Annotated in this window: 22 protein-coding genes; 11 read left to right on the plus strand and 11 right to left on the minus strand. The window is 40.9% G+C overall.

Features of this window, described 5'->3' with window-relative positions; genetic code table 11:
* Positions 1 to 139: 139 nt before the first annotated feature.
* The 3 genes from FTT72_RS14670 to FTT72_RS14680 are packed head-to-tail and all read right to left on the minus strand — an operon-like array spanning position 140 to position 2,977.
* Complete coding sequence (locus FTT72_RS14670; protein ID WP_168379142.1) at positions 140 to 1,216, minus strand: DUF6670 family protein; 1,077 nt, start codon at positions 1,214 to 1,216, stop codon at positions 140 to 142.
* 37 nt (positions 1,217 to 1,253) lie between these two features.
* Positions 1,254 to 2,078 carry a CDP-diacylglycerol--serine O-phosphatidyltransferase gene (gene pssA, locus FTT72_RS14675; protein ID WP_078189231.1) on the minus strand — a complete coding sequence of 275 codons (825 nt, stop codon included), beginning with the start codon at positions 2,076 to 2,078 and terminating at the stop codon, positions 1,254 to 1,256.
* 41 nt (positions 2,079 to 2,119) lie between these two features.
* Positions 2,120 to 2,977, minus strand: a complete 858-nt coding sequence (locus FTT72_RS14680) for a 23S rRNA (adenine(2030)-N(6))-methyltransferase RlmJ (protein WP_168379141.1) — start codon at positions 2,975 to 2,977, stop codon at positions 2,120 to 2,122.
* Positions 2,978 to 3,091: 114 nt separating this feature from the next.
* On the opposite strand from FTT72_RS14680, the gene FTT72_RS14685 reads away from it, so the two are divergent.
* Both FTT72_RS14685 and FTT72_RS14690 read left to right on the plus strand, forming a co-directional pair.
* Positions 3,092 to 3,694, plus strand: coding sequence for a 2OG-Fe(II) oxygenase (locus FTT72_RS14685; RefSeq protein WP_180178608.1), 603 nt, complete (start codon positions 3,092 to 3,094; stop codon positions 3,692 to 3,694).
* A 71-nt stretch (positions 3,695 to 3,765) separates the two neighbouring features.
* Complete coding sequence (locus tag FTT72_RS14690) at positions 3,766 to 4,293, plus strand: hypothetical protein (RefSeq protein ID WP_180178609.1); 528 nt, start codon at positions 3,766 to 3,768, stop codon at positions 4,291 to 4,293.
* 51 nt (positions 4,294 to 4,344) lie between these two features.
* On the opposite strand, the gene FTT72_RS14695 is transcribed toward FTT72_RS14690, so the two are convergent.
* The 5 genes from FTT72_RS14695 to FTT72_RS14715 all read right to left on the minus strand — a co-directional run bounded on the left by FTT72_RS14695 (position 4,345) and on the right by FTT72_RS14715 (position 8,999).
* The gene (locus FTT72_RS14695; RefSeq protein WP_111885950.1) at positions 4,345 to 4,602 is read right to left on the minus strand and encodes a DUF2789 family protein; all 258 of its coding nucleotides are present in this window, start codon (positions 4,600 to 4,602) and stop codon (positions 4,345 to 4,347) included.
* A 105-nt stretch (positions 4,603 to 4,707) separates the two neighbouring features.
* On the minus strand, positions 4,708 to 4,968 hold the full coding sequence (locus FTT72_RS14700) for a DUF2789 family protein (protein WP_180003486.1): 261 nt from the start codon (positions 4,966 to 4,968) through the stop codon (positions 4,708 to 4,710).
* 189 nt (positions 4,969 to 5,157) lie between these two features.
* A complete protein-coding gene (locus FTT72_RS14705) occupies positions 5,158 to 6,144 on the minus strand; it encodes a malate dehydrogenase (protein WP_111885948.1) in 987 nt (328 codons plus the stop codon).
* A 170-nt stretch (positions 6,145 to 6,314) separates the two neighbouring features.
* Positions 6,315 to 6,896 carry a ribonuclease I gene (locus FTT72_RS14710; protein ID WP_257220819.1) on the minus strand — a complete coding sequence of 194 codons (582 nt, stop codon included), beginning with the start codon at positions 6,894 to 6,896 and terminating at the stop codon, positions 6,315 to 6,317.
* A 126-nt stretch (positions 6,897 to 7,022) separates the two neighbouring features.
* Positions 7,023 to 8,999 (minus strand): lytic transglycosylase domain-containing protein, encoded by a 1,977-nt coding sequence (locus tag FTT72_RS14715; protein ID WP_180178610.1) that lies wholly within the window; start codon positions 8,997 to 8,999, stop codon positions 7,023 to 7,025.
* Positions 9,000 to 9,306: 307 nt separating this feature from the next.
* Here FTT72_RS14715 and miaB point away from each other — a divergent pair, with 307 nt between their 5' ends.
* The 4 genes from miaB to FTT72_RS14735 all read left to right on the plus strand — a co-directional run bounded on the left by miaB (position 9,307) and on the right by FTT72_RS14735 (position 12,740).
* Positions 9,307 to 10,764, plus strand: coding sequence for a tRNA (N6-isopentenyl adenosine(37)-C2)-methylthiotransferase MiaB (gene miaB / locus FTT72_RS14720; RefSeq protein ID WP_180008402.1), 1,458 nt, complete (start codon positions 9,307 to 9,309; stop codon positions 10,762 to 10,764).
* Positions 10,765 to 10,802: 38 nt separating this feature from the next.
* A complete protein-coding gene (locus FTT72_RS14725; protein ID WP_111885944.1) occupies positions 10,803 to 11,894 on the plus strand; it encodes a PhoH family protein in 1,092 nt (363 codons plus the stop codon).
* Between the two features lie 9 nt (positions 11,895 to 11,903).
* Entirely contained in the window at positions 11,904 to 12,386 is a 483-nt protein-coding gene (gene ybeY / locus FTT72_RS14730) for an rRNA maturation RNase YbeY (RefSeq protein WP_078192431.1), read from the plus strand.
* A gap of 63 nt (positions 12,387 to 12,449) precedes the next feature.
* A complete protein-coding gene (locus FTT72_RS14735) occupies positions 12,450 to 12,740 on the plus strand; it encodes an antibiotic biosynthesis monooxygenase (RefSeq protein WP_180178611.1) in 291 nt (96 codons plus the stop codon).
* A 3-nt stretch (positions 12,741 to 12,743) separates the two neighbouring features.
* Here FTT72_RS14735 and FTT72_RS14740 read toward each other — a convergent pair whose 3' ends face one another.
* Positions 12,744 to 13,601: an energy transducer TonB gene (locus FTT72_RS14740; protein ID WP_218949928.1), complete on the minus strand. Its 858-nt coding sequence runs from the start codon at positions 13,599 to 13,601 to the stop codon at positions 12,744 to 12,746.
* A 258-nt stretch (positions 13,602 to 13,859) separates the two neighbouring features.
* Here FTT72_RS14740 and FTT72_RS14745 point away from each other — a divergent pair, with 258 nt between their 5' ends.
* The 4 genes from FTT72_RS14745 to FTT72_RS14760 all read left to right on the plus strand — a co-directional run bounded on the left by FTT72_RS14745 (position 13,860) and on the right by FTT72_RS14760 (position 16,749).
* Entirely contained in the window at positions 13,860 to 14,543 is a 684-nt protein-coding gene (locus FTT72_RS14745; RefSeq protein ID WP_180178612.1) for a hypothetical protein, read from the plus strand.
* Positions 14,544 to 14,700: 157 nt separating this feature from the next.
* Positions 14,701 to 15,414, plus strand: coding sequence for a DUF3108 domain-containing protein (locus tag FTT72_RS14750; RefSeq protein ID WP_078192434.1), 714 nt, complete (start codon positions 14,701 to 14,703; stop codon positions 15,412 to 15,414).
* Between the two features lie 91 nt (positions 15,415 to 15,505).
* Positions 15,506 to 16,081, plus strand: coding sequence for a xanthine phosphoribosyltransferase (locus FTT72_RS14755; RefSeq protein WP_078189246.1), 576 nt, complete (start codon positions 15,506 to 15,508; stop codon positions 16,079 to 16,081).
* Positions 16,082 to 16,350: 269 nt separating this feature from the next.
* On the plus strand, positions 16,351 to 16,749 hold the full coding sequence (locus FTT72_RS14760; RefSeq protein WP_180026120.1) for a hypothetical protein: 399 nt from the start codon (positions 16,351 to 16,353) through the stop codon (positions 16,747 to 16,749).
* 108 nt (positions 16,750 to 16,857) lie between these two features.
* Here the strand turns inward: FTT72_RS14760 and FTT72_RS14765 are convergent, their stop codons facing one another.
* Complete coding sequence (locus FTT72_RS14765) at positions 16,858 to 17,046, minus strand: hypothetical protein (RefSeq protein WP_180003478.1); 189 nt, start codon at positions 17,044 to 17,046, stop codon at positions 16,858 to 16,860.
* Positions 17,047 to 17,363: 317 nt separating this feature from the next.
* Positions 17,364 to 17,957: an NAD(P)H:quinone oxidoreductase gene (wrbA, locus tag FTT72_RS14770; protein WP_180021639.1), complete on the minus strand. Its 594-nt coding sequence runs from the start codon at positions 17,955 to 17,957 to the stop codon at positions 17,364 to 17,366.
* Between the two features lie 112 nt (positions 17,958 to 18,069).
* Between wrbA and FTT72_RS14775 the strand changes: the two genes are divergently transcribed.
* Positions 18,070 to 19,317: a YihY family inner membrane protein gene (locus FTT72_RS14775; protein ID WP_078192438.1), complete on the plus strand. Its 1,248-nt coding sequence runs from the start codon at positions 18,070 to 18,072 to the stop codon at positions 19,315 to 19,317.
* Positions 19,318 to 19,473 lie beyond the last annotated feature (156 nt).

Here is a 19,473-nt window from a genome sequence, read left to right on the forward strand (position 1 = left end):
TTATCAGAAGTTTTAATCTTCATCACCGCCGATGGATGTGCATTCTACAGCATTTCACATCCGTTGCAACACCCTTTTCCATTTATTTTTAATTTTTCATTACGTTTGTTTATTTATTCTACTAAATTAAGTTTTTTTACTATTTTTTGAGCATAAAAGGGACAATATTTCCATATTTATCCGTTAATTTATCTTTTTCATTCTTTTCTTGCCATTTTAAAGCTCGACAATCGACATATTCACAGTAGCCACCTTCCCCACACTCGATTTCGTCGTTGATTTTGATTTGATAGTTAAAGCTTCCTGCATAGCCTGCGCCGAGTCCAAATTTAAAATCCCCACGACTCTGTGCTTGTACATGTATTTTCAGTTTGTCATTTTGGTAAATCCATTCAAATTCACGTGGCAAATACATTTTTTGCAAATTTGGGGTTTTAACCACAGGATAAACGCGCATGACTTTAAAGAACACGGCTTGGTCTGCCATGAACACTTGCTGCTGATTTAAATCTCTTAGATATAAACGTGAACTCAAAATATTGTTATAGCGGTCTCGCGTTTGCATAAAGATGATTTGACGCTTTCGGCTCAGGTTGATCACCTGATGGGTATAAAACGCCAAAGGTAAATATGGAAACTTGCGTATTTGTGCATAAGACAAAACCGCCAACTGATTTACATCATACATCTGGCCCTGAAATTTGATTTGCCCTTCACATTGGCACATCACCGACCAATATTCAGCAAGACCTAATCTTAATTTTATTAAACAAGAAGAAATATCGGTTGTTTGCACAGACAAATCTAAACTGAGTTCAGTATCTTCTCGATGGATTTGAAATACCGCTCCATCCCAACCGATCTGCTCTTTATCTCTAAACGTAAAGACGGTCTCACTCAGACTACAGTCATCTTTAATGGAATAGGATTGTAATTGACCAACCATATGACCACTTACACTGGTCATTACTGTGGCCGTATTGAGTTCGTCTTGTTGAATAGCCGCAGGATTTTGAAAAGCGGGAATCTGAGGCTGCCCGAGCCAACTCATAAAGTTAAGATAATGTAATGGCGCAGGAAGATTCGGTAGACAAAGTCCATAATGGACTGAAGGATAAGGCGTATTCGGCGCATGTAAATTTATTTTTTTATGTTGTAAATCTGGAGCTTGATTCAGTCGCCTTGATTGATCCAAGAAATCTTGAAATATCTGCATATCAAGCTCCTTTTCATTTTTTATTTCATGCTTTAACTCATGCTTCTGCCTTTTTTGCCATTAAGGTTGTGACAAAGCCAGATAATGCATAAATTACTGAAATAATTAAAATACCCATTGGAATATTATACGTTACAGCAGCTAAAACAAAGACGATTATTGGTAACACCGCAAATGGAACACGGCGACGATCCACAGTTTTAAATGAATAGTATTTTACATTTGAGATCATCAATAGACCCACTGCAATAATCACTACCGCATTAAAAATCTGAATACCTGTTTCGCGTAAGTCGAAGACCGCAGGGATATCCATACCTACCCATACCAATGAAATAATCATAACGGCTGCGAGTGGACTTGCAACACCAATAAAGTAACGTTTATCGACGACCCCAATTTGTACGTTAAAACGTGCCAAACGGAAGGCTGCACATGCGGTATAAACAAAACATGCTGCCAGGCCAATACGGCCTAAGTCATTTAGACTCCAGCTATACATTAAAATGGCAGGTGCAACACCAAATGCTAGCAAGTCTGATAAGGAGTCAAACTGTTCACCAAATGGACTTTGTGCGCCGATAGCACGTGCGACACGTCCATCCAAACCATCAAATAATGCTGCAAGAAAAATAGCATAAATGGCTTGTTGAAATTCACCATTCATACTGGCAATAATTGAATAAAAGCCGGATAACAACGCAGCAGTTGTAATCAAGTTTGGCCACAGATAGATCCCACGACGTTTCACTTTATGCCCTTCATGGGTGTGCTCCTCTTCTTCAACTTCAAATGTAATGCCATCAAATGCATTTTCATCCTTTGAAGAAATTTCCCGCTCAGGTTTATTTGTATTTGTCATTGTTCGATCCTAACTGTGACCTTTCTTTTTCAAGTTTAAAATTATTCGCCAACTAACCAACGTACGGCTGCATGACCACCATTTTCATTCATACGAAGATGTGGGAACAACCATTGTAATGCTTCGTCCGCATCCTGAGAGAATTTCCAAGGTGGGTTAATCACCAATAAACCACAACCATTTAGACCGACTGGAGTGTCATCTGGCCATACACAAATTTCGCAAACCAACTGACGACGAATGCCGGTTTTGTACATTTTCTTTTCAAAACGTTCAATCATCGCGCGGTCTTTAATTGGATACCATACCGCAAAAACGCCTGTCGGCCATTTTTTATAAGCAGCCACCAATAATTCTACAAGCTGTGGAAAATCTTTACGTTCTAATTCGTAAGGCGGGTCAATCATGACCAAACCACGCTTTTCTTTTGGTGGAATTACGCCCAATAAACCTTCGTAAGCATCACGCTCATGCAAGCCTGCACGTTTATCAAAAATATTGTGGCGCAATTGTTGGAACACATCACGCTGCATTTCAAAAATCGTGGCTTTATCAGTTTCACGCATGCCTTCGAGCGCAAACCATGGAGAGCCTGGGTAAGCGCCTTTACCAAAGTTTTCACGCATTTTTTCAACAACTTTTAAATATTGTTGAACACCTTCAGGCGCATTACGCTTAATCGAATCATCGAGCTTAACTAAACGATGAATACCATTTAAAAACTCACCTGATTTCTGTGCTTCAGAGGTCGAAAGATCATATTTACCCGCACCACCATGTGTATCTACATAGCGATAAGGTTTATCTTTTGCATTCAGTCGACTTAATAACTGAAGCAGCAAAACGTGCTTCATCACGTCGGCAAAGTTGCCTGCATGGAAATGGTGACGGTAATTCATGTTTCTTTAATTCCTGATATCAACGGACATTTTAGCATGAAAAATAGTTTCATTCCGATGCTATTCTTGCTCTAGAATACGTCACCTTTTTTTCCACAACTTTATGGATCGTATATGGAAACAGCCTTTCTCCCAAAGTCTTGGCCGGTTGATCAAATCCTCGATGATTTAGATCAACACGGGTTTAGCATTATTGATGACGCTTATCCTGCTGAATATATACATGCACTTGTTGAAGAATGTATGTCAAATTTAAATAAATTTAGGGATGCAGCCGTACAAAATGGGGTCATCAGTAAAATTAGAAGTGATCATATTTTATGGATTAACGACACCTTAGATGTCGCACAAGAACACGTTCAAGCGTTAGAACATTTATCAGAACAATTTAATCGCGCATTTTTTTCTGGCATTCACGAAGTCGAAGCACATTTTGCTTGTTATAACGCAGGTGAGTTTTATGCACTACACAAAGATAATCCTCAAGGCAAAAATGGACGTGTCATTTCAGCGGTTTATTATTTGCATGAATATTGGCAAGCCGACTGGGGCGGTGAATTGCGCTTACAAGATAAGAATGATGTTTGGCATATTTTAGAACCTAAACCGAATCGCATTGCGTTATTCCAAAGTGACATATTACACGAGGTACTCGAAGCAAAACATCAACGTTTATCGATTACGGCTTGGCTACGTAATGACAACTCGATGTGGTAATTCGAGATTCCTCCTTTAAATCCCTTAAATTATCCTCATATATGAGTCATTCATAGATGAGGATGTACCCGATGCGTCAAAACAGTCATAAAATCATTCAGCGTATTGGCGAAACTGATCAATTATTCCTACAAGGCAACAGCCCTGAACTTGCCCTTGAGCGTGCTGACTTACGCCTGCAATTGGTTAATTTAAGTAAGAACCATCAAGAACAAGTGTATTTTCTGCAAGAGGCCATTGTTCTGCTTGAGCAAAGCCGGATTGAATTTGAAGAAATGCCGATTGAGCTTTACATCAATTTGTCTGTGCATTTAGCCAAAGCCTATATGGTATTTTTTGAAATCACCCAAGAGCAGCGCTATGCCCTGATTACCCAGCAGATTATGAAACCGATGTCAAAAGCTGAACATGGCGACATTTACTTCTACTTGGCCTATGCCTCTGCGGTAAAACAGGAACCTGCTTTAACCCGTCATTGGTTAAATAAATACTGCAAATCTCAAGAATTCAAACTGACCACATTACTTGAGCATCCTGCATTTAATCCATATCGCCAAGAAGACTGGTTTGCAGAATTACGCCAAAGCAAACTGCACTAAATAAAAAAACACCTCCGAGGAGGTGTTTTTTTATTTGTGGAGAAATGAAATTTATGCTGGCTGCAGCTTATATGCATCCATATGCAACTGCTGATTCAGCTCATCAATCCAAATTACCCAATCATCATCTTGCACTAAATGACTGATTAGAAAATCACGCTGCGCTTTATTCCAAAACGGCGCATCATGTAAATTTTCACTTGCAGCAAGCTGATGCGTACGCACGTATAACTCGATCGCAGCTGGACTGCTGGCTAACCCCAATTGAGAAAACAATAAAGCTAAGGATGGTTTATTTTGATTGAGCATCTCGCCCTCCTTATCAACTAATCTGTCATTTATTATTTAATTAACTTATATGATGCTGATAAAAAAACCTAGCGTTAAAACTAGGTTTGTTGTTTCAAATTGTATTTAGATTTTGCAAGATCCGGAAAGCTTATGTTCTGTATGCAATTGTTCATTTAAAATATCGACCACTATGGCCCAGTCATCATCTTTTTTCCAATGACTGATAATAAAGTCACGCTGTGACTTCGTCCAAAATGGCGCTTCATGCAATGGAACATCCATGGTGATTTGATGCGTTTCGATAAATTGATCGATGCCTTCCGGAGTTGCATCCAACCCCAATTGTTCAAAAAATAGTTCCAACGTTGGTTGTTGATCAAACATTGCCGTTCTCCTCAAACTAATAACATTTCTCCCATCTTTATAGTTATCTGTTTATTTGACTTTGTCAGTTGCAACAGCATCTCAACGTGTTATTTTTTGTTCAAAACTTAAGCGTGATATTTTTCGCAGGCCATAAAAAAGCACCCCAAATGGAGTGCCTTTTTTTATAATTTAATTTAAAAAATTAAATTATTTAACCATGTCAGCAACTGCTGCACGTTCTTCTTCAAGCTCGTTTAGAGTGAAGTTGATACGTTCACGGCTGAATTCGTCGATTTCAAGACCTTGAACGATTTTGTATTCGCCGTTTTCGCAAGTTACAGGGAAACCGAACATTACGCCTTCAGGAATACCGTAAGAACCGTCAGAAGGGATACCCATCGTTACCCATTCGCCGTTTGTGCCAAGCGCCCAATCACGCATATGGTCGATTGCAGCGTTTGCAGCAGAAGCAGCAGAAGAAAGACCACGTGCTTCGATGATCGCAGCACCACGTTTACCAACAGTTGGAAGGAACACGTCTTTGTTCCAAGCAGCATCGTTGATTTTGTCTTTTAAGCTTTCGCCGTTTACATTTGCAAAACGGTAGTCCGCATACATCGTTGGAGAGTGGTTACCCCAAACTGTCATGTTTTTGATGTCAGAAACTGCAACACCCGCTTTTTGAGCAAGTTGAGTCAACGCACGGTTGTGGTCAAGACGTAACATTGCTGTGAAGTTTTTCGCTGGAAGATCTGGAGCAGATTTCATTGCGATGTAAGCGTTAGTGTTTGCAGGGTTACCTACAACAAGAACTTTAACGTCACGGCTAGCAACTTCGTTAAGCGCTTGGCCTTGACCGATGAAGATTTCACCGTTTACTTTAAGAAGGTCAGCACGTTCCATACCAGGACCACGTGGACGTGAACCTACAAGAAGAGCGTAGTCAGCATCTTTGAATGCAACTTTAGGATCATCAGTACCGATCATACCTTCTAAAAGAGGGAATGCGCAGTCATCAAGTTCCATCATTACGCCTTTAAGCGCTTGTTGAGCTTTCTCAACTGGAATTTCTAATAATTGAAGGATAACTGGTTGGTCTTTACCCAACATTTCACCGCTTGCGATACGGAATAATAAGCTATAACCGATTTGACCAGCTGCGCCAGTAACGGCAACACGAACTGCTTGCTTCATGTAATTATCTCCAATTGAGGAAGGTCATAATGATTAAATAGCTGTTCTATCTAATCTTAATAATCATAAACGGCAAAGATTGTACTCCAATCTTTTGACGCTTGCATGTAAAAGAGAATGCTTTTCAACAAAAGTATGATAGGAAATATAAATAAAATGCCGAAAAAAGCTTAGAAAGAACCTTTAATTATGAAAGTTGCAGGACAATTTCCGACGATAGTCGCAGGGCAACTTTTGTACTGACCATTGTTTTTATAGCAAATTTTAATCTCAGTCAGCAGACTACCACCACGGGTTTGCATACAGTTAAATTCAATACTTTGTGATACCAATCCGCTGTTCATACGCAACATTTTATTACGCAAGACATTGGCTTGAATGGATTGGGTTTCTTGACTGGTCAATTCATCTGGAATTTTTAGCTTATCTGCATGATTAATAATGGTTCTGAAATACTGGCTAGCATTCATTGGGACACAGCCGCCGGTAGTGTGCCAAAGAGCCACGCGAGCATTTTCATCAGGCATAATCCGTGCAACCACTTTCGCTTGCAACGGAGAAAGTTTAGCTGAACTATTGGTCGTGCAATCACGTGTAGAGGTTTCTGGATATAGACCCGTGATATTGAGTGAATACCCTTCTAAACATTTACGTTTTTTACTTTTTAATGGGTCATAGGCGCAAACAGCAGGCACCATTTGCACATCCATCACATACCCTTTTACAACCGGTGCAGCCGAAAGCATAGACATACCAAAGCCTGCACCACTGCCGATGAGCAGTGATGTCAGTATTCGATAAGCAGGTCTAATGTCCATTTTCGGCATTCATCATTTACCCATATTGCGCCTAAAAACAGGCGCATCTTGCTTTAAAATTTATTGCGCATTCCGTAATGGAATCATTTGCATTCTTTTTTCAATCGATTGTGGCCCCTGACCTAATAAAAGGCCGTAATGGGTTGCATTGGTCATCACATGTTTTACATAGTCTCGAGTTTCCGTTAATGGAATCGATTCCGTATATTGATCCGCTGCAATTGCTTGATATTCAGGCTGCCAGCGTCGAGCACGATTTGGACCCGCATTGTAACCTGCGGTCGCTAAGACTGGACTATTACTCAATTGACGTTGAATCATCGATAAATAGAAAGTGCCATAACGAATATTGGTATTCATATCCGTTAATGCAGCGGGGTTATAACTCTCCCCCATCTGACGAGCCACCAATTTTGCGGTGTCTGGCATAATTTGCATTAAACCACCGGCACCGACATGTGAACGTGCGCTAGTGACAAACCGACTTTCTTGACGCATCAAACCATAAGCCCATGCAGGGTCAATGCCGGCATTACGACTATGACTCACCACATAATTTTGATGCGGCATAGCATAACGTAAAGCATAATTGTGCTGTTTAGTGGTTCGATCTGCCGCATAAATCGCCCGATCATACCACCCCATATCGGTTGCACGTTTAGCTGCGGCAAGAATCATGCCATCATCATGCTTTAAGTAGGCTTGACGCACTGCCCAGTTCCATTCACGGTTAATATAGCTATCAGATGCATTAATATTGCGCAATGCAAAGGCACGACGGAAGTGAATATCCTGACTGAGACGCTGCGCATCTTGTGACGAAGGCTGCACATTTGACGGAATATTGTTATAAGACTGACCAATTTTGTCACGTGCTAACAAATTATGGTAATCATCGCCAACGGCAAGCTTGCGATAAATTTCTTTAGCCGCACGTTTAGATGAGGCATCTCCACGTTGTTCAGAGGCACGTGCTAACCAATATTGCCAACGGTCTTCCTGCTTTTGCGAAACGCTCATCGCATCAATTGCACGAATGACACTTTCCCATGCGCCAAAACGAATGGCTTGTCGCGCATAAATCTCGGCCTCTTCTGCACTAAAAGGCAGTCCATAACTCAAATCAAGATAATTTAGAACTTCACGGTTGAAATTGTTTTTCATTACCGTTGTACCACCGATATACCCGACACTACGGTATAGGGCTTTTTGTACATCGGCTGGTGTGCCTTCTGCTGCACGTTTGACCGAAGAAATCGCGCCATTTAAGTCGCTATCGGCCAAGCGACCCATCGCATAAATCAGGTATGCATGATCTTCAGCTGTGGCTTTGGGTGCAGACCATAAATAATTCAGTGGATTGGCTTGAATGGTGTTGAGTTGTGACAAATTAATATTCACGCCAATGGTTTGCGCAGTCGCAATCGCTTGTCCTGACTGACCCGCTCTTAACTGTCCCCACATCCGTTGATGGCGGTCATCTTGAGTCATTAAAGGACTCGACAGCATCATACGGCCCAAGCCCGTACACGAGTCAGGTTGTGAGTTTGTGGTCAACCATACATCTTTAAATTCTGCGTAAACCAGAGGGTCGCCCGACTTTGCGCGGACTTGAGCCATGGCACATGTTTCAGCACGGTCAGCATTAGTCACATATTGCAAGACAGGCTGTGCTGTAGCGAAATCAGCTTGTTTGACTTTTTCTTCAACATAATCTGCGGCTAATTTTTCTGCCATTGCCGAGTTTGGATAGCGCTGTGCAAAATTAATAATGGCACTTGCAGGTTGTGAAGCCAAATTATTATTCAGTAACCAATATTCTGGATAATAGCCCAAAACATCATTTTGCATGGATGATTGGTATTGTTGTAACAAACCTATATTGCCTGCATTCGCAGCACGTAAAGCATCGTTAAACTGCTCATCTGCGGCTTGGGCAAACGCAGAAATTCCGGAGAGCCCGACACTCAAAGCAAGTAATTTAGCGTAATTTTTCTGTTTAAAATTATGTTTTAACATCCACTTGCCTTCTTTCATGTCATTCTGCTCAGTTACAGCACATCGAACTTTGTTTAGGAATTAGTTTAATAATTCTAAACTCTGCATTGTGTTCTGTTATGTAACCTTATGATTAGCCAATATTAATTTTCAAACATTTTTGCTTCATAAATCAGTATGGCAGAGTTGTAATTTTAGGCTGTAAGTTTCTAGTAAATTACTGCTAAAATATTGCCCATTCTTAAAATCCCCTTTTTGACCTCCGCAGCTGCACAATTCAATTGATTGAATTGTCTGTCAGCCACGTATGGTTATTGATTTTCATAAAATTCCTTTAGGAGCCTACATGACGGTTCAAACCTTCATCCCCAATAGTGCCCAAGCTGCCCCAGATAACACTGTTACCCAGCCACAGCACACCCCAGCTCAAGATGGAGCAGTGAAAAAACTGTACATCGAAACGCAAGGGTGTCAGATGAATGAGTATGACAGTCAACGTATGGGCGACCTTTTAGGTGATTCTCACGGCTATGTGCTGACAAACGATCCAAAAGAAGCGGATATTCTCCTGATGAATACCTGCTCTATCCGTGAAAAAGCCCAAGAAAAAGTATTTTCTGAGTTAGGCCGCTGGCGCAAGCTGAAAGAAAAAAATCCTGACTTGGTGATTGGTGTTGGTGGCTGTGTTGCCTCTCAGGAAGGTGACAACATTCAAAAACGCGCACCGTATGTAGATATGGTGTTTGGTCCGCAAACCTTACACCGTTTACCACAAATGCTCGATCAACATACTGAGCAAGTGGTCAAACCAAAAAAAGAAAAAATTCAGTTGGTGGATATTTCATTCCCTGATATTGAAAAATTCGACTTTTTACCTGAACCGCGTGTAGAAGGGTTTAAAGCCTTTGTTTCTATCATGGAAGGCTGTTCTAAATACTGTTCATTCTGCGTAGTTCCTTATACTCGTGGTGAAGAGGTTTCTCGCCCACTCGATGACGTATTGGCTGAAATTGCCACTTTAGCTGAAAAAGGCGTACGTGAAATTTCATTACTCGGCCAAAACGTGAATGGCTACCGTGGTGAAACTTTTGAAGGGGAAATCTGTACCTTTGCAGACTTATTACGTTTAGTTGCTGAGATTCCAGGGATTGGCCGTATTCGTTACACCACATCGCACCCGCTTGAATTTAATGATGACTTGATTCAATGCTACCGTGACTTACCGCAAATGGTTTCTCACTTGCATCTACCAGTTCAAAGTGGTTCGAATGACGTGCTACAAGCCATGAAACGTAACCACACGATTGATGTTTATATCGATAAAATTGCCAAATTACGTCAAGTTCGCCCTGATATGCATTTATCTAGCGACTTTATTATTGGCTTTCCGGGCGAGACTGACGAGAACTTCGAAGAAACTTATCAATTTATTCAAGATATGGACTTCGATCATTCATACAGTTTCATCTACTCAAAACGTCCGGGTACACCTGCGTCAGAGCTTGAAGACACCACCCCTGAGGATGTGAAAAAAGAACGTCTTGCCAAAGTTCAACAATGGATTAAACAATCCAGTATTGATAAAACTGATGCCATGCTAGGCACCATTCAACGTGTCTTGGTTGAGTCTGTTTCAGACAAAGATCCGAACTTGCTGATTGGTACTGCAGACAATACACGTTTGGTCAGCTTCATTGGTGATCCTGCATGGGTTGGGCGTTTTGCAGAGATTGAAGTGACTGATATTAAAACTTTGAAGTTTGTTTATGGTGAACTCTTGAATCTTGAGCCTGACGTGGCGTAATGTAAGCTTAATCGTCAGACCAATTTAAAGGAATTCTCTTGACTGCAGCGATTCGACGTACTGTAACTTTTGCTGGTATTCCACTTGACCGTTTACAAAGCATGCTCGGTGCCTATAACGGTCATCTCAAACAAATTGAACAACGTTTAGATGTCAAAATTTCTCATCGCGCAGATGCTTTTTTTGTCGATGGGGAAATCGATGCGGTAGAGAGAGCCGAAAGTCTCCTTCACCGTCTTTATGAAGAGTCCGAAACCAATCCACAGATTAGTGCGGACATTTTACACATGATGATTCAAGGCAGTCAGACTGACCGCGAAATTCAGGAAGATTTTTCTGAAAATGAGCATACCGGTTTAGACAATGTTTATCTACAAACCCGTAAAGGTCGAATCAATCCACGTGGTGCCAATCAAAAACGCTATGTACAGCGTATTTTACAAAGCGATATTTCATTTGGTATCGGCCCAGCGGGTACAGGTAAAACTTATCTCGCGGTCGCCGCTGCTGTAGATATGCTAGAACGTAATGAAATTCAACGCATTTTATTGGTTCGCCCTGCGGTTGAAGCCGGTGAAAAATTGGGTTTTTTACCCGGTGATTTGAGCCAAAAAATTGACCCTTACTTACGTCCGCTATACGACGCTTTGTATGAAATGCTCGGTTTTGAAAAAGTCGCAAAACTAATTGAACGTCAAGTGATTGAAGTTGCACCACTGGCCTACATGCGTGGTCGTACCTTAAATCATTCTTTTGTGATTTTAGATGAAGCACAGAACACTACCCCTGAACAGATGAAAATGTTCCTCACCCGTTTAGGCTTTGGTTCTCGAGCGGTGATCACGGGCGACATTACACAGGTCGATTTACCTCGTGGTCAACAATCTGGTTTGGCACATGCCTTACGTGTGATTGAAAAAATCAAAGAAATTCATATTACTCGCTTCCACTCTCGTGACGTGGTACGTCATCAATTGGTTCAAAAAATTGTTGAAGCCTATGAGGGATGGGACAGCGAACAACATCGCCTTACAGCTGAACAACGTGCAGAACGTAAAGCACGTCAGGAAGCCTTGGTGGCGGACAATGATGCTAAAGCTGATGGGCAGCATCAAGACGAAAACATTTAAGGATTCATTTTGAAACTTAATCTCTCCTTGCAGCAAAATTTTCAGTCACCTGAATTGGTGGTGAAACGTGCGCATATCAAAAAAGTCGTGGAAACGGCTTTACGTCATATCGATACACAAAGTGATTGTGAGATCGGTATTGCATGTGTGGACAATGACGAAAGCCACAAATTGAACTTGGAATATCGTGGTAAAGACAAACCGACTAATGTGTTGTCTTTTCCGAGCGATCTCCCCGATGAAATGGCTGCAGTTTTAGACTCATTTCCGATTGGCGACTTGGTGATTTGTATTCCTGTGGTTCTTCGTGAAGCACAAGAACAAAGCAAAGCACCCCTGACCCACTTTACGCATATGCTGGTACACGGTACGTTGCACCTCATGGGTTACGACCATGAAACCTCTGATGAAGATGCTGAAGAAATGGAAGCTTTGGAGATCGAGATTTTAGCCAAATTGGGGTTTGATAACCCTTATCTGGAAAGAGATTAAGAACCAAAAAAGCGAGCTCCGGCTCGCTTTTTTTATCGTCATAAAAAACAAGGAAGGAAAGATATGCAATATGTCGTGATTTTTAAAGCACGCATTCGTACGCTTGATGAGCTGTATTTTTCGACTGCACAGCAGCTTAGATACAAAGCCTTGACACACTTTAACTGTCAACATTTTGAAGCGCTGACAGAGGGTGAGCATGAAATCGCCCTTTCCTACTGGAATACATTAGAAGACATTCGAGCTTGGCAGCAAGATGCACAACATCTGGTGGCGCAGCAATTGGGGAAAAACCAATGGTATGCGAGTTTTAGCGTCGAAATCTGCGAAGTTTTGCGACGCTATCACAACTGAATTTTAACGCACCTCAAACTCTGCTTCTGCAGGATCGAAGCGCCAAGTACGTACAATACGAAGTTCTGAGATGTCTTTCATTTTGGCATCAAACAAACCAAAAGGTGCCGCCTTACGCACAGAGGTTTTTGCAGCTTCATCCAATAAACTTGAACCTGAACTTTCGATCAAACGAATGGCACGAATCCCGCCATTACTGTTCAAAATAACCATTAAGCGTACTTCACCGCGGAGCTGCTGCTGTTTTGCCGCTTCAGGATAATAACGGTTACCATAAAACTCGACTTTTTCGCGGAATTTTTCCATATAAGCAGCAGAAACATCTTGCTTGGCTTGAATACCATCAATGGTTTTAATTTTTTGCTGACGGCTAAAGTTTTGCTGACGTTGTAAATATTGAGCTTCGATACTCGCCACCATCGCAGCCTTAGCCTGAAACTGACTATTCAACTCCTCAACGGCTTTTTTGCGACTGTTTTCTTCCGCTTGCTTTTGCCAACTCAAAGTTGTCATCAACACTTTATCTTCAAAGCTGAGCTCTTTCTTTTGTTGCAGTTGTTCTAAAGCTTCACTTTTTTGCTCACCGGCTTTTTGTTCAATCATCGGTGCAGGCATGTCACTCGACATACGATGCGACTCACGGAATGTCCCCGAGCCCTGCTGATCGGCTTGCGCTAAAAAGTCTGCATGTTCAATTTTTTCCGTCGTAGGACGTAAAGAAACTGCAATTTCTTTGGTGTTATAGTCAGCCTCTTGGGGCATGGTAAATTGCATGGTTAAAAATGCCAAATGCAACACAGCAGCAAACACCAACGCAGTTGCAAATATGGGATCTTTCCACCACTCTTTCATCAAGGGCATGAACGTTATTTTTTTCAGCATCTCATTAAACCGACAATTTGCCGCATTCCCCAAACTGCTTAAAACAGTATAAAATAAAACTCGTATTCATTTTTTGATGAAAACGAGAAATCCATCAACACATAGATAATGCACAATTAAAATCATGAAAATGGTGCAATTTATTTTGCTAAACTGCAAGATCAAAACCTTGTGTTTTTATAGAAATCGACAAGATACACATCGTCAAAAAACATAATTTGTCAGGATGCACTTCTTATGCAAACGCTAGTTTCCAATATCGCTAAACGTATACGTCAAGTGTACCAAAAAGCTGAAGGATTTATTGAAGATGAGCGTGAATTCCCAATGTCTCAAGTGTTTTTAAATGCGACATTTCAGCGCTTTGTGACCGATAATGTGAAAATGCTCAAAGACTTGCATGCTGACCTGCATGATGACTGGCTTCGACTGTATGCTACATTGGATTATAACGGGCTGATCATAACACTCTCTGTTGATTTAAAACTGGTACAGATGGAACTCAACAAACTAACGCAATTGATCGTATTTGAACAAATTAGTGATACACAAGTGATTGAAGCGAAGTATCCAAATGTTCTGTATAAGATGGGCGTGCGCATGGCGTTATGGTTCTATCAAAAAGTACTCAACCAAGATCCATTGGGTATGATTTTGGAAAAGCTCAATGTGATCAAAGTTAAAGATGATTTACTGTATTTAGACCTGAATCGCTGGCTCGGTAAAAGTCGATCGATTATCGACACACTGGGCAAAGTCCATGTCAACCATGCTGTTTTACGTGAGGCCGAATTGGTGGTGATTGGTAATGTTAATTTAACCGCATTGTTCACCAAGATGTCGCAAGAACGGATTGAAGACTGGGATGATTCAAATTTAAAAGACGATGAAGTCACGCCAATTAAGCAAAAGGAAAGCTAGACTTATCCTGTACTTAGATATCTTGAGCCTATAAAACGCTACACAACATATACATTAGGCACGGATTTGCGACGAGATTCTCCACAATCCAGCCGCATAATAAATATATCAGGTGGTTTTGCCCACCACACTTCTATTGAATAGGAAAACCATACTTATGGCACATTCAGTTTTGAAAAATTTAGGTCTTGTTGCTGGGGTATCGACTACACTGCTTTTGACTGGTTTCTCAAGTCAGTCATTTGCCATGAGTCCATTCCAAGCCAACTACCAATTTAACTACAATGGCAAAAACTTGGGTTCTGCAACACGTACCCTAAAACAATCTGGGAATAACTGGACGTATGTTTTCGCAGCAAAAGCTGGTGCGATGGCCTCTGCAACTGAAACCAGTCGTTTTAGTTTAAATGGCAGCCAAATTCACTCGAACAGCTTTAGCCGCAGTAGCAAAATTTTGGTGCACAACAACACCATGAATATTAATTTTAATGCTGGCGCAAAAACCATTAACACCAAAAAAGATGATAAAGCGCGTTCATTTGCGTGGAAATCAGGTGTGTTAGATGAACTCAATGCTGAATTGCAAATTCGTGAAGATTTAAAAAATGGTGGTTTGAAATCGAATTACTACATTGCCGATGCCAAAGAGGTTGAAGCTCGTAAGTTCGTGAAACAAGGCACTGAAAAAGTGAAAACCACTTATGGAACTTTTGACACCGTTAAAGTCGTGATGCGTCATGACAAACCAGGCCGTCAAACGACTTTCTGGTTAGCACCAAAACTAGATTATCTACCTGTCAAAGTTTCCCACCAAGACAATAAAACCTCTTACGGTTTATTGTTAACGGGCTATAAAGGTGCAACAAATTAATTGATTTGATCAATTTCGCTTGCATTTTTCACGGTGCTTTTTAAAATACGCTTTTGCTTTAAAAAGCACCTGCCCCCTCGAGGATTCTCCCGTGCACGCTCTGGAACAGAAAATCTTAGCTGAAGGTATCGTTCTCTCTGAAGAAGTTCTGAAAGTCGATTCTTTCCTGAACCACCAAATTGACCCTGTGATGATGCAACAAATTGGTCAAGAATTTGCCCGTCTTTTTAAAGATGCTGGCATCACAAAAATCATTACGATTGAAGCATCAGGTATTGCACCTGCGGTAATGGCTGGTCTTGAACTTGGTGTTCCTGTGATTTTTGCACGTAAATATCAATCTTTGACCTTAAAAGATGATTTGTATCGCTCAAAAGTGTTTTCTTTCACGAAACAAACTGAAAGCACGATCGCGATTTCTAAAAAGCACATCAATGCTGAAGATAAAGTTTTAGTGATTGATGACTTCTTGGCCAATGGTCAAGCGGCTTTAGGTCTTGCAGATCTTATTCATCAAGCAAGTGCTGAAGTATTGGGTATCGGTATCGTGATTGAAAAATCATTCCAACCTGGTCGTGATATTTTGCTTGAAAAAGGCTATCGCGTTGAATCATTGGCACGTGTGAAATCACTGGCGAATGGTACAGTTGAATTTGTTCGTGACTAAGTTTGCGTTCAAAAGAAAAAAAGAACACATCAGGTGTTCTTTTTTTTGCTAAAAACTTACGATTAAGGTGACGTAGAGCGCACTTTTTAACGCCTTGGTTACAAGCAGACAAAACATCTGTGCGCAAAACTCGATAAAATTCAGGAAAATCGTTGCATTTGATCAAATGGGTCAACTACTCATCTGTCAAATTACATTATGCTGCACCATAAATTCGGCCACTTTATTTTTTAAGGCTACGGAAAGTTATGAATACAGAAGATCAAAACATGGAACCGACAGTTAAATGTCCAAGATGTGGATCAACCCATATTGAAAAGCGTAACCATGAACAAAACTTACAAAAAATTGGTGGGGTTTTACTCAGTGGTGCAGGAACTGCTGCAGGGACTGTCGGTGGTGCGGCATCTGGCGCATCTATTGGTGCTGCGATTGGTGGTGTGACTGCAGGCCCACTTGGCGTGATTATGGGCGGAACCATCGGGACTTTTGTCGGTGCGATTAGCGTCGGTATCACAGGCGGTTTTCTCGGACACCGTTTTGGTAAAAAAGCCGGCGTGATCGTCGATCAAAATATTTTTCTCGACTACCAATGTTTAGACTGCAAACAGCGCTTTGAAGTTGAGCAACAGCCTGAAGACGCTGCAAAGACTTCGGATCAAGACTAAATTCGATGTAAAAAAAGAGCGCAGCAGTGCTCTTTTTTAATGGGTTATTGTTTTTCTAGCATGTATTTCTAGCCTATTGAAATGCTATTCGAAACCATAGTGAATCAATTATTTTGAAGCATCGGTTAAAGATTTTGAGTCCGCTTTGACTTGATCTTGTTTCGCCAAAAATTCTTTTTCTTCGGCTTTTTTCTCTTGCGGGAAATCCATACTGTATAAAACTGGCATTGCCGTACACAAGGAAGAAGCAGCCAATGCGGAACACAGGAAAATCATTCGAAAATTAATAATAGACATCACACACCCCAAAGAAGAAATTTAAATACAAATCATGTAATCAAAAAATAAAAATAGCGCGCCCAAAGAGACAGCAATAATCGACTCAAGGCCATCACTGAACAGGCTGTATTTAAAAAATTTCAATATATTGTTGATATCATTTATTTTTAATATTTCAGGAATAGTTCTACAGATTTATTTTTATATTTTGGGCGTTTTACAACGTCATAAATAAAAAGACGTCACACGTAAATAAAGCAAGAAAAGTGCAATATTTAAGCCTTTTCTTGCCCGTTCGCTACAAAGTTAGCGCAACTTCCTAGAGCAAGTAAGTATCAAATCAACTTTTTGACGACTTCGCCTAGGCGTTTACCCAGCTCTTCACACAAGTTACGCTCATCTTGACTCAATGACTGATCATGGCGTGGGCCACTGACATGGCTTGCACCATAAGGTGTACCACCCGTTTTGGTATTCGATAATGCCGGATGGGCATTACTTAGACCCATGACCATCATTCCGTGATGAAACAAAGGCGGCAGCATGGTCAGCAAAGTACTTTCCTGTCCCCCATGCATTGAACCTGAACTGGTAAACACACAGGCAGGTTTGCCATGTAATGCGCCATTGAGCCAAAGCGCTGTGGTTTGATCCCAGAAATATTTCATTTCCGACGCCATATTACCAAAACGTGTTGGCGAACCAAGGGCTAAACCTGAGCAATGCGCTAAGTCATCTAAGCTACAGTAAATATCGCCTTCGGCAGGAATACTGGGCTGCACGTCAGTCACCACAGCGGATAAATTTGGAACGGTTCGTATTTTTACTGCCATTCCAGACGCTTCAATTCCATTGGCAATTAAATGTGCCATCTCACGTGTTGAACCATATTTGCTGTAATACAACACCAGTACATAAGCTTGCGTCATTTTTATAAATTCAATGAAAAAAGAAAACTATACGGTATTTTTCCTATTTTTTGGTTAAGCTAAGTGATGAAAATTGCATAAACATGACTAAAATAACTCGAGACTTGAACGAATGATCGAAGCATTTTTAAAAAAACTTCCCTTTTACGACAAGAAATGGTTTCAGTTTGTTTTATTTGTCATTCGACGTTTTGAAGCCGATCGCTGCCGTGAACAAGCAGGATCATTAACCTATACCACCTTGTTTGCAGTGGTACCCATGTTGACCGTATTCTTGGTCATCATCTCCTCAATTAAAGCTTTAGAACCTGCTCGTCAACAGCTTCAACAATTGATTTATAGTAATTTTCTACCGAAAACGACAATTGCTTTTGATAAAGCACTGAATGCATTCACCGATAAATCCAGTAACCTGACTGTTATTGGTGTACTGTTTTTATTCATTACCACAGTTATGATGCTGACCAGCATTGAGACAGTATTTAACCGAATTTGGCGGGTGCGTGAGACACGTGGCGGCATTATTGGCTTTATGCGCTATTGGACTATTATCTCATTAGGCCCAATCTTACTGGGTAGCGCATTTGTTGTGTCATCTACCTTGGCCTCTATGAATGTCCTCAGCAATAATTTTGCCGGCTATGAACTGGATGGGGCTTTTCTGCTGTGGATCTTGTCTTTTTCATTGACCATTTTAGGTTTTTTCATTCTGTATTGGACGATTCCCAACCGCAGTGTGCCGATTAAGGCGGCGCTGATCGCGGGTGTCTTTAGTGCCGTGGTATTTGAATTACTCAAAAACCTCTTTGGTTTTGTCATGTCAAATTTCACTAGTTATCAAATCGTTTACGGTGCTTTTGCTGCAGTGCCAATTTTCCTGCTTTGGATATTCCTTTCATGGAATATCGTACTGATTGGGGTAGAAATTAGTTATGCACTGACCGCTTTCAATTCGGGCAACGACCAAAAACGTCATCCTGTTATTATGTTGATGGATTTGCTTGAATTATTTTATAAAAAGCAAAAACTCGGTCAGAGCGTGACAGAAAAAGAAGCGCTTGAGGTTTTAGGGCGTGATGAAATCGGCCGCCTGCCAAGCTATATTTTATTGTTTGAAGAGCAACACCTGATTAAACGTACAGATGATGATCATTATGTTTTAGTTCGTAATTTAACCCAAGTGGACTTTTGGAGTTTTTACAGTAAGCTGCCCTATCCGCTCCCTAAACGGCAAGATTTAGGTCGCGTCGATCCAGATGATGTTTGGATGGAAAAAATTGGGCCGCAACTGGTCGAATCGGATGATTATCTCGCGGCCAAACTCTCGATTCCACTTGCGACTATTTTTGAAGAAAAATAAGCGTAAATAAAAAAAGGAGAGCCGTAGCTCCACTGCTGTCCCACAATTTTTCACAAGAGGAAGCTCATTTGAGCTTCCTCTTGTTTTATGGGTATTTTATCGGGTGAAAATAAAGCTTTTAAAGTTCTTCTTTCAAACAAATTCACTTGAATTATT

This window comes from Acinetobacter sp. YH01005, assembly GCF_013420465.1.
Taxonomy (GTDB): Bacteria; Pseudomonadota; Gammaproteobacteria; order Pseudomonadales; family Moraxellaceae; genus Acinetobacter; species Acinetobacter amyesii.

Excerpts from the sequence above, each read along its gene's own strand:
- FTT72_RS14715 (WP_180178610.1), bottom strand. The coding sequence starts at position 8,999 with ATGAAAGAAGGCAAGTGGATGTTAAAACATAATTTTAAACAGAAAAAT.
- FTT72_RS14670 (WP_168379142.1), bottom strand. The coding sequence starts at position 1,216 with ATGCAGATATTTCAAGATTTCTTGGATCAATCAAGGCGACTGAATCAA.
- FTT72_RS14680 (WP_168379141.1), bottom strand. The coding sequence starts at position 2,977 with ATGAATTACCGTCACCATTTCCATGCAGGCAACTTTGCCGACGTGATG.
- FTT72_RS14760 (WP_180026120.1), top strand. The coding sequence starts at position 16,351 with ATGGAACCGACAGTTAAATGTCCAAGATGTGGATCAACCCATATTGAA.
- FTT72_RS14685 (WP_180178608.1), top strand. The coding sequence starts at position 3,092 with ATGGAAACAGCCTTTCTCCCAAAGTCTTGGCCGGTTGATCAAATCCTC.
- FTT72_RS14705 (WP_111885948.1), bottom strand. The coding sequence starts at position 6,144 with ATGAAGCAAGCAGTTCGTGTTGCCGTTACTGGCGCAGCTGGTCAAATC.
- FTT72_RS14750 (WP_078192434.1), top strand. The coding sequence starts at position 14,701 with ATGGCACATTCAGTTTTGAAAAATTTAGGTCTTGTTGCTGGGGTATCG.
- FTT72_RS14765 (WP_180003478.1), bottom strand. The coding sequence starts at position 17,046 with ATGTCTATTATTAATTTTCGAATGATTTTCCTGTGTTCCGCATTGGCT.
- FTT72_RS14700 (WP_180003486.1), bottom strand. The coding sequence starts at position 4,968 with ATGTTTGATCAACAACCAACGTTGGAACTATTTTTTGAACAATTGGGG.
- FTT72_RS14745 (WP_180178612.1), top strand. The coding sequence starts at position 13,860 with ATGCAAACGCTAGTTTCCAATATCGCTAAACGTATACGTCAAGTGTAC.
- FTT72_RS14775 (WP_078192438.1), top strand. The coding sequence starts at position 18,070 with ATGATCGAAGCATTTTTAAAAAAACTTCCCTTTTACGACAAGAAATGG.
- FTT72_RS14710 (WP_257220819.1), bottom strand. The coding sequence starts at position 6,896 with ATGTCTATGCTTTCGGCTGCACCGGTTGTAAAAGGGTATGTGATGGAT.
- FTT72_RS14695 (WP_111885950.1), bottom strand. The coding sequence starts at position 4,602 with ATGCTCAATCAAAATAAACCATCCTTAGCTTTATTGTTTTCTCAATTG.
- pssA (WP_078189231.1), bottom strand. The coding sequence starts at position 2,078 with ATGACAAATACAAATAAACCTGAGCGGGAAATTTCTTCAAAGGATGAA.
- FTT72_RS14690 (WP_180178609.1), top strand. The coding sequence starts at position 3,766 with ATGCGTCAAAACAGTCATAAAATCATTCAGCGTATTGGCGAAACTGAT.
- FTT72_RS14740 (WP_218949928.1), bottom strand. The coding sequence starts at position 13,601 with ATGCCCTTGATGAAAGAGTGGTGGAAAGATCCCATATTTGCAACTGCG.
- wrbA (WP_180021639.1), bottom strand. The coding sequence starts at position 17,957 with ATGACGCAAGCTTATGTACTGGTGTTGTATTACAGCAAATATGGTTCA.
- miaB (WP_180008402.1), top strand. The coding sequence starts at position 9,307 with ATGACGGTTCAAACCTTCATCCCCAATAGTGCCCAAGCTGCCCCAGAT.
- FTT72_RS14735 (WP_180178611.1), top strand. The coding sequence starts at position 12,450 with ATGCAATATGTCGTGATTTTTAAAGCACGCATTCGTACGCTTGATGAG.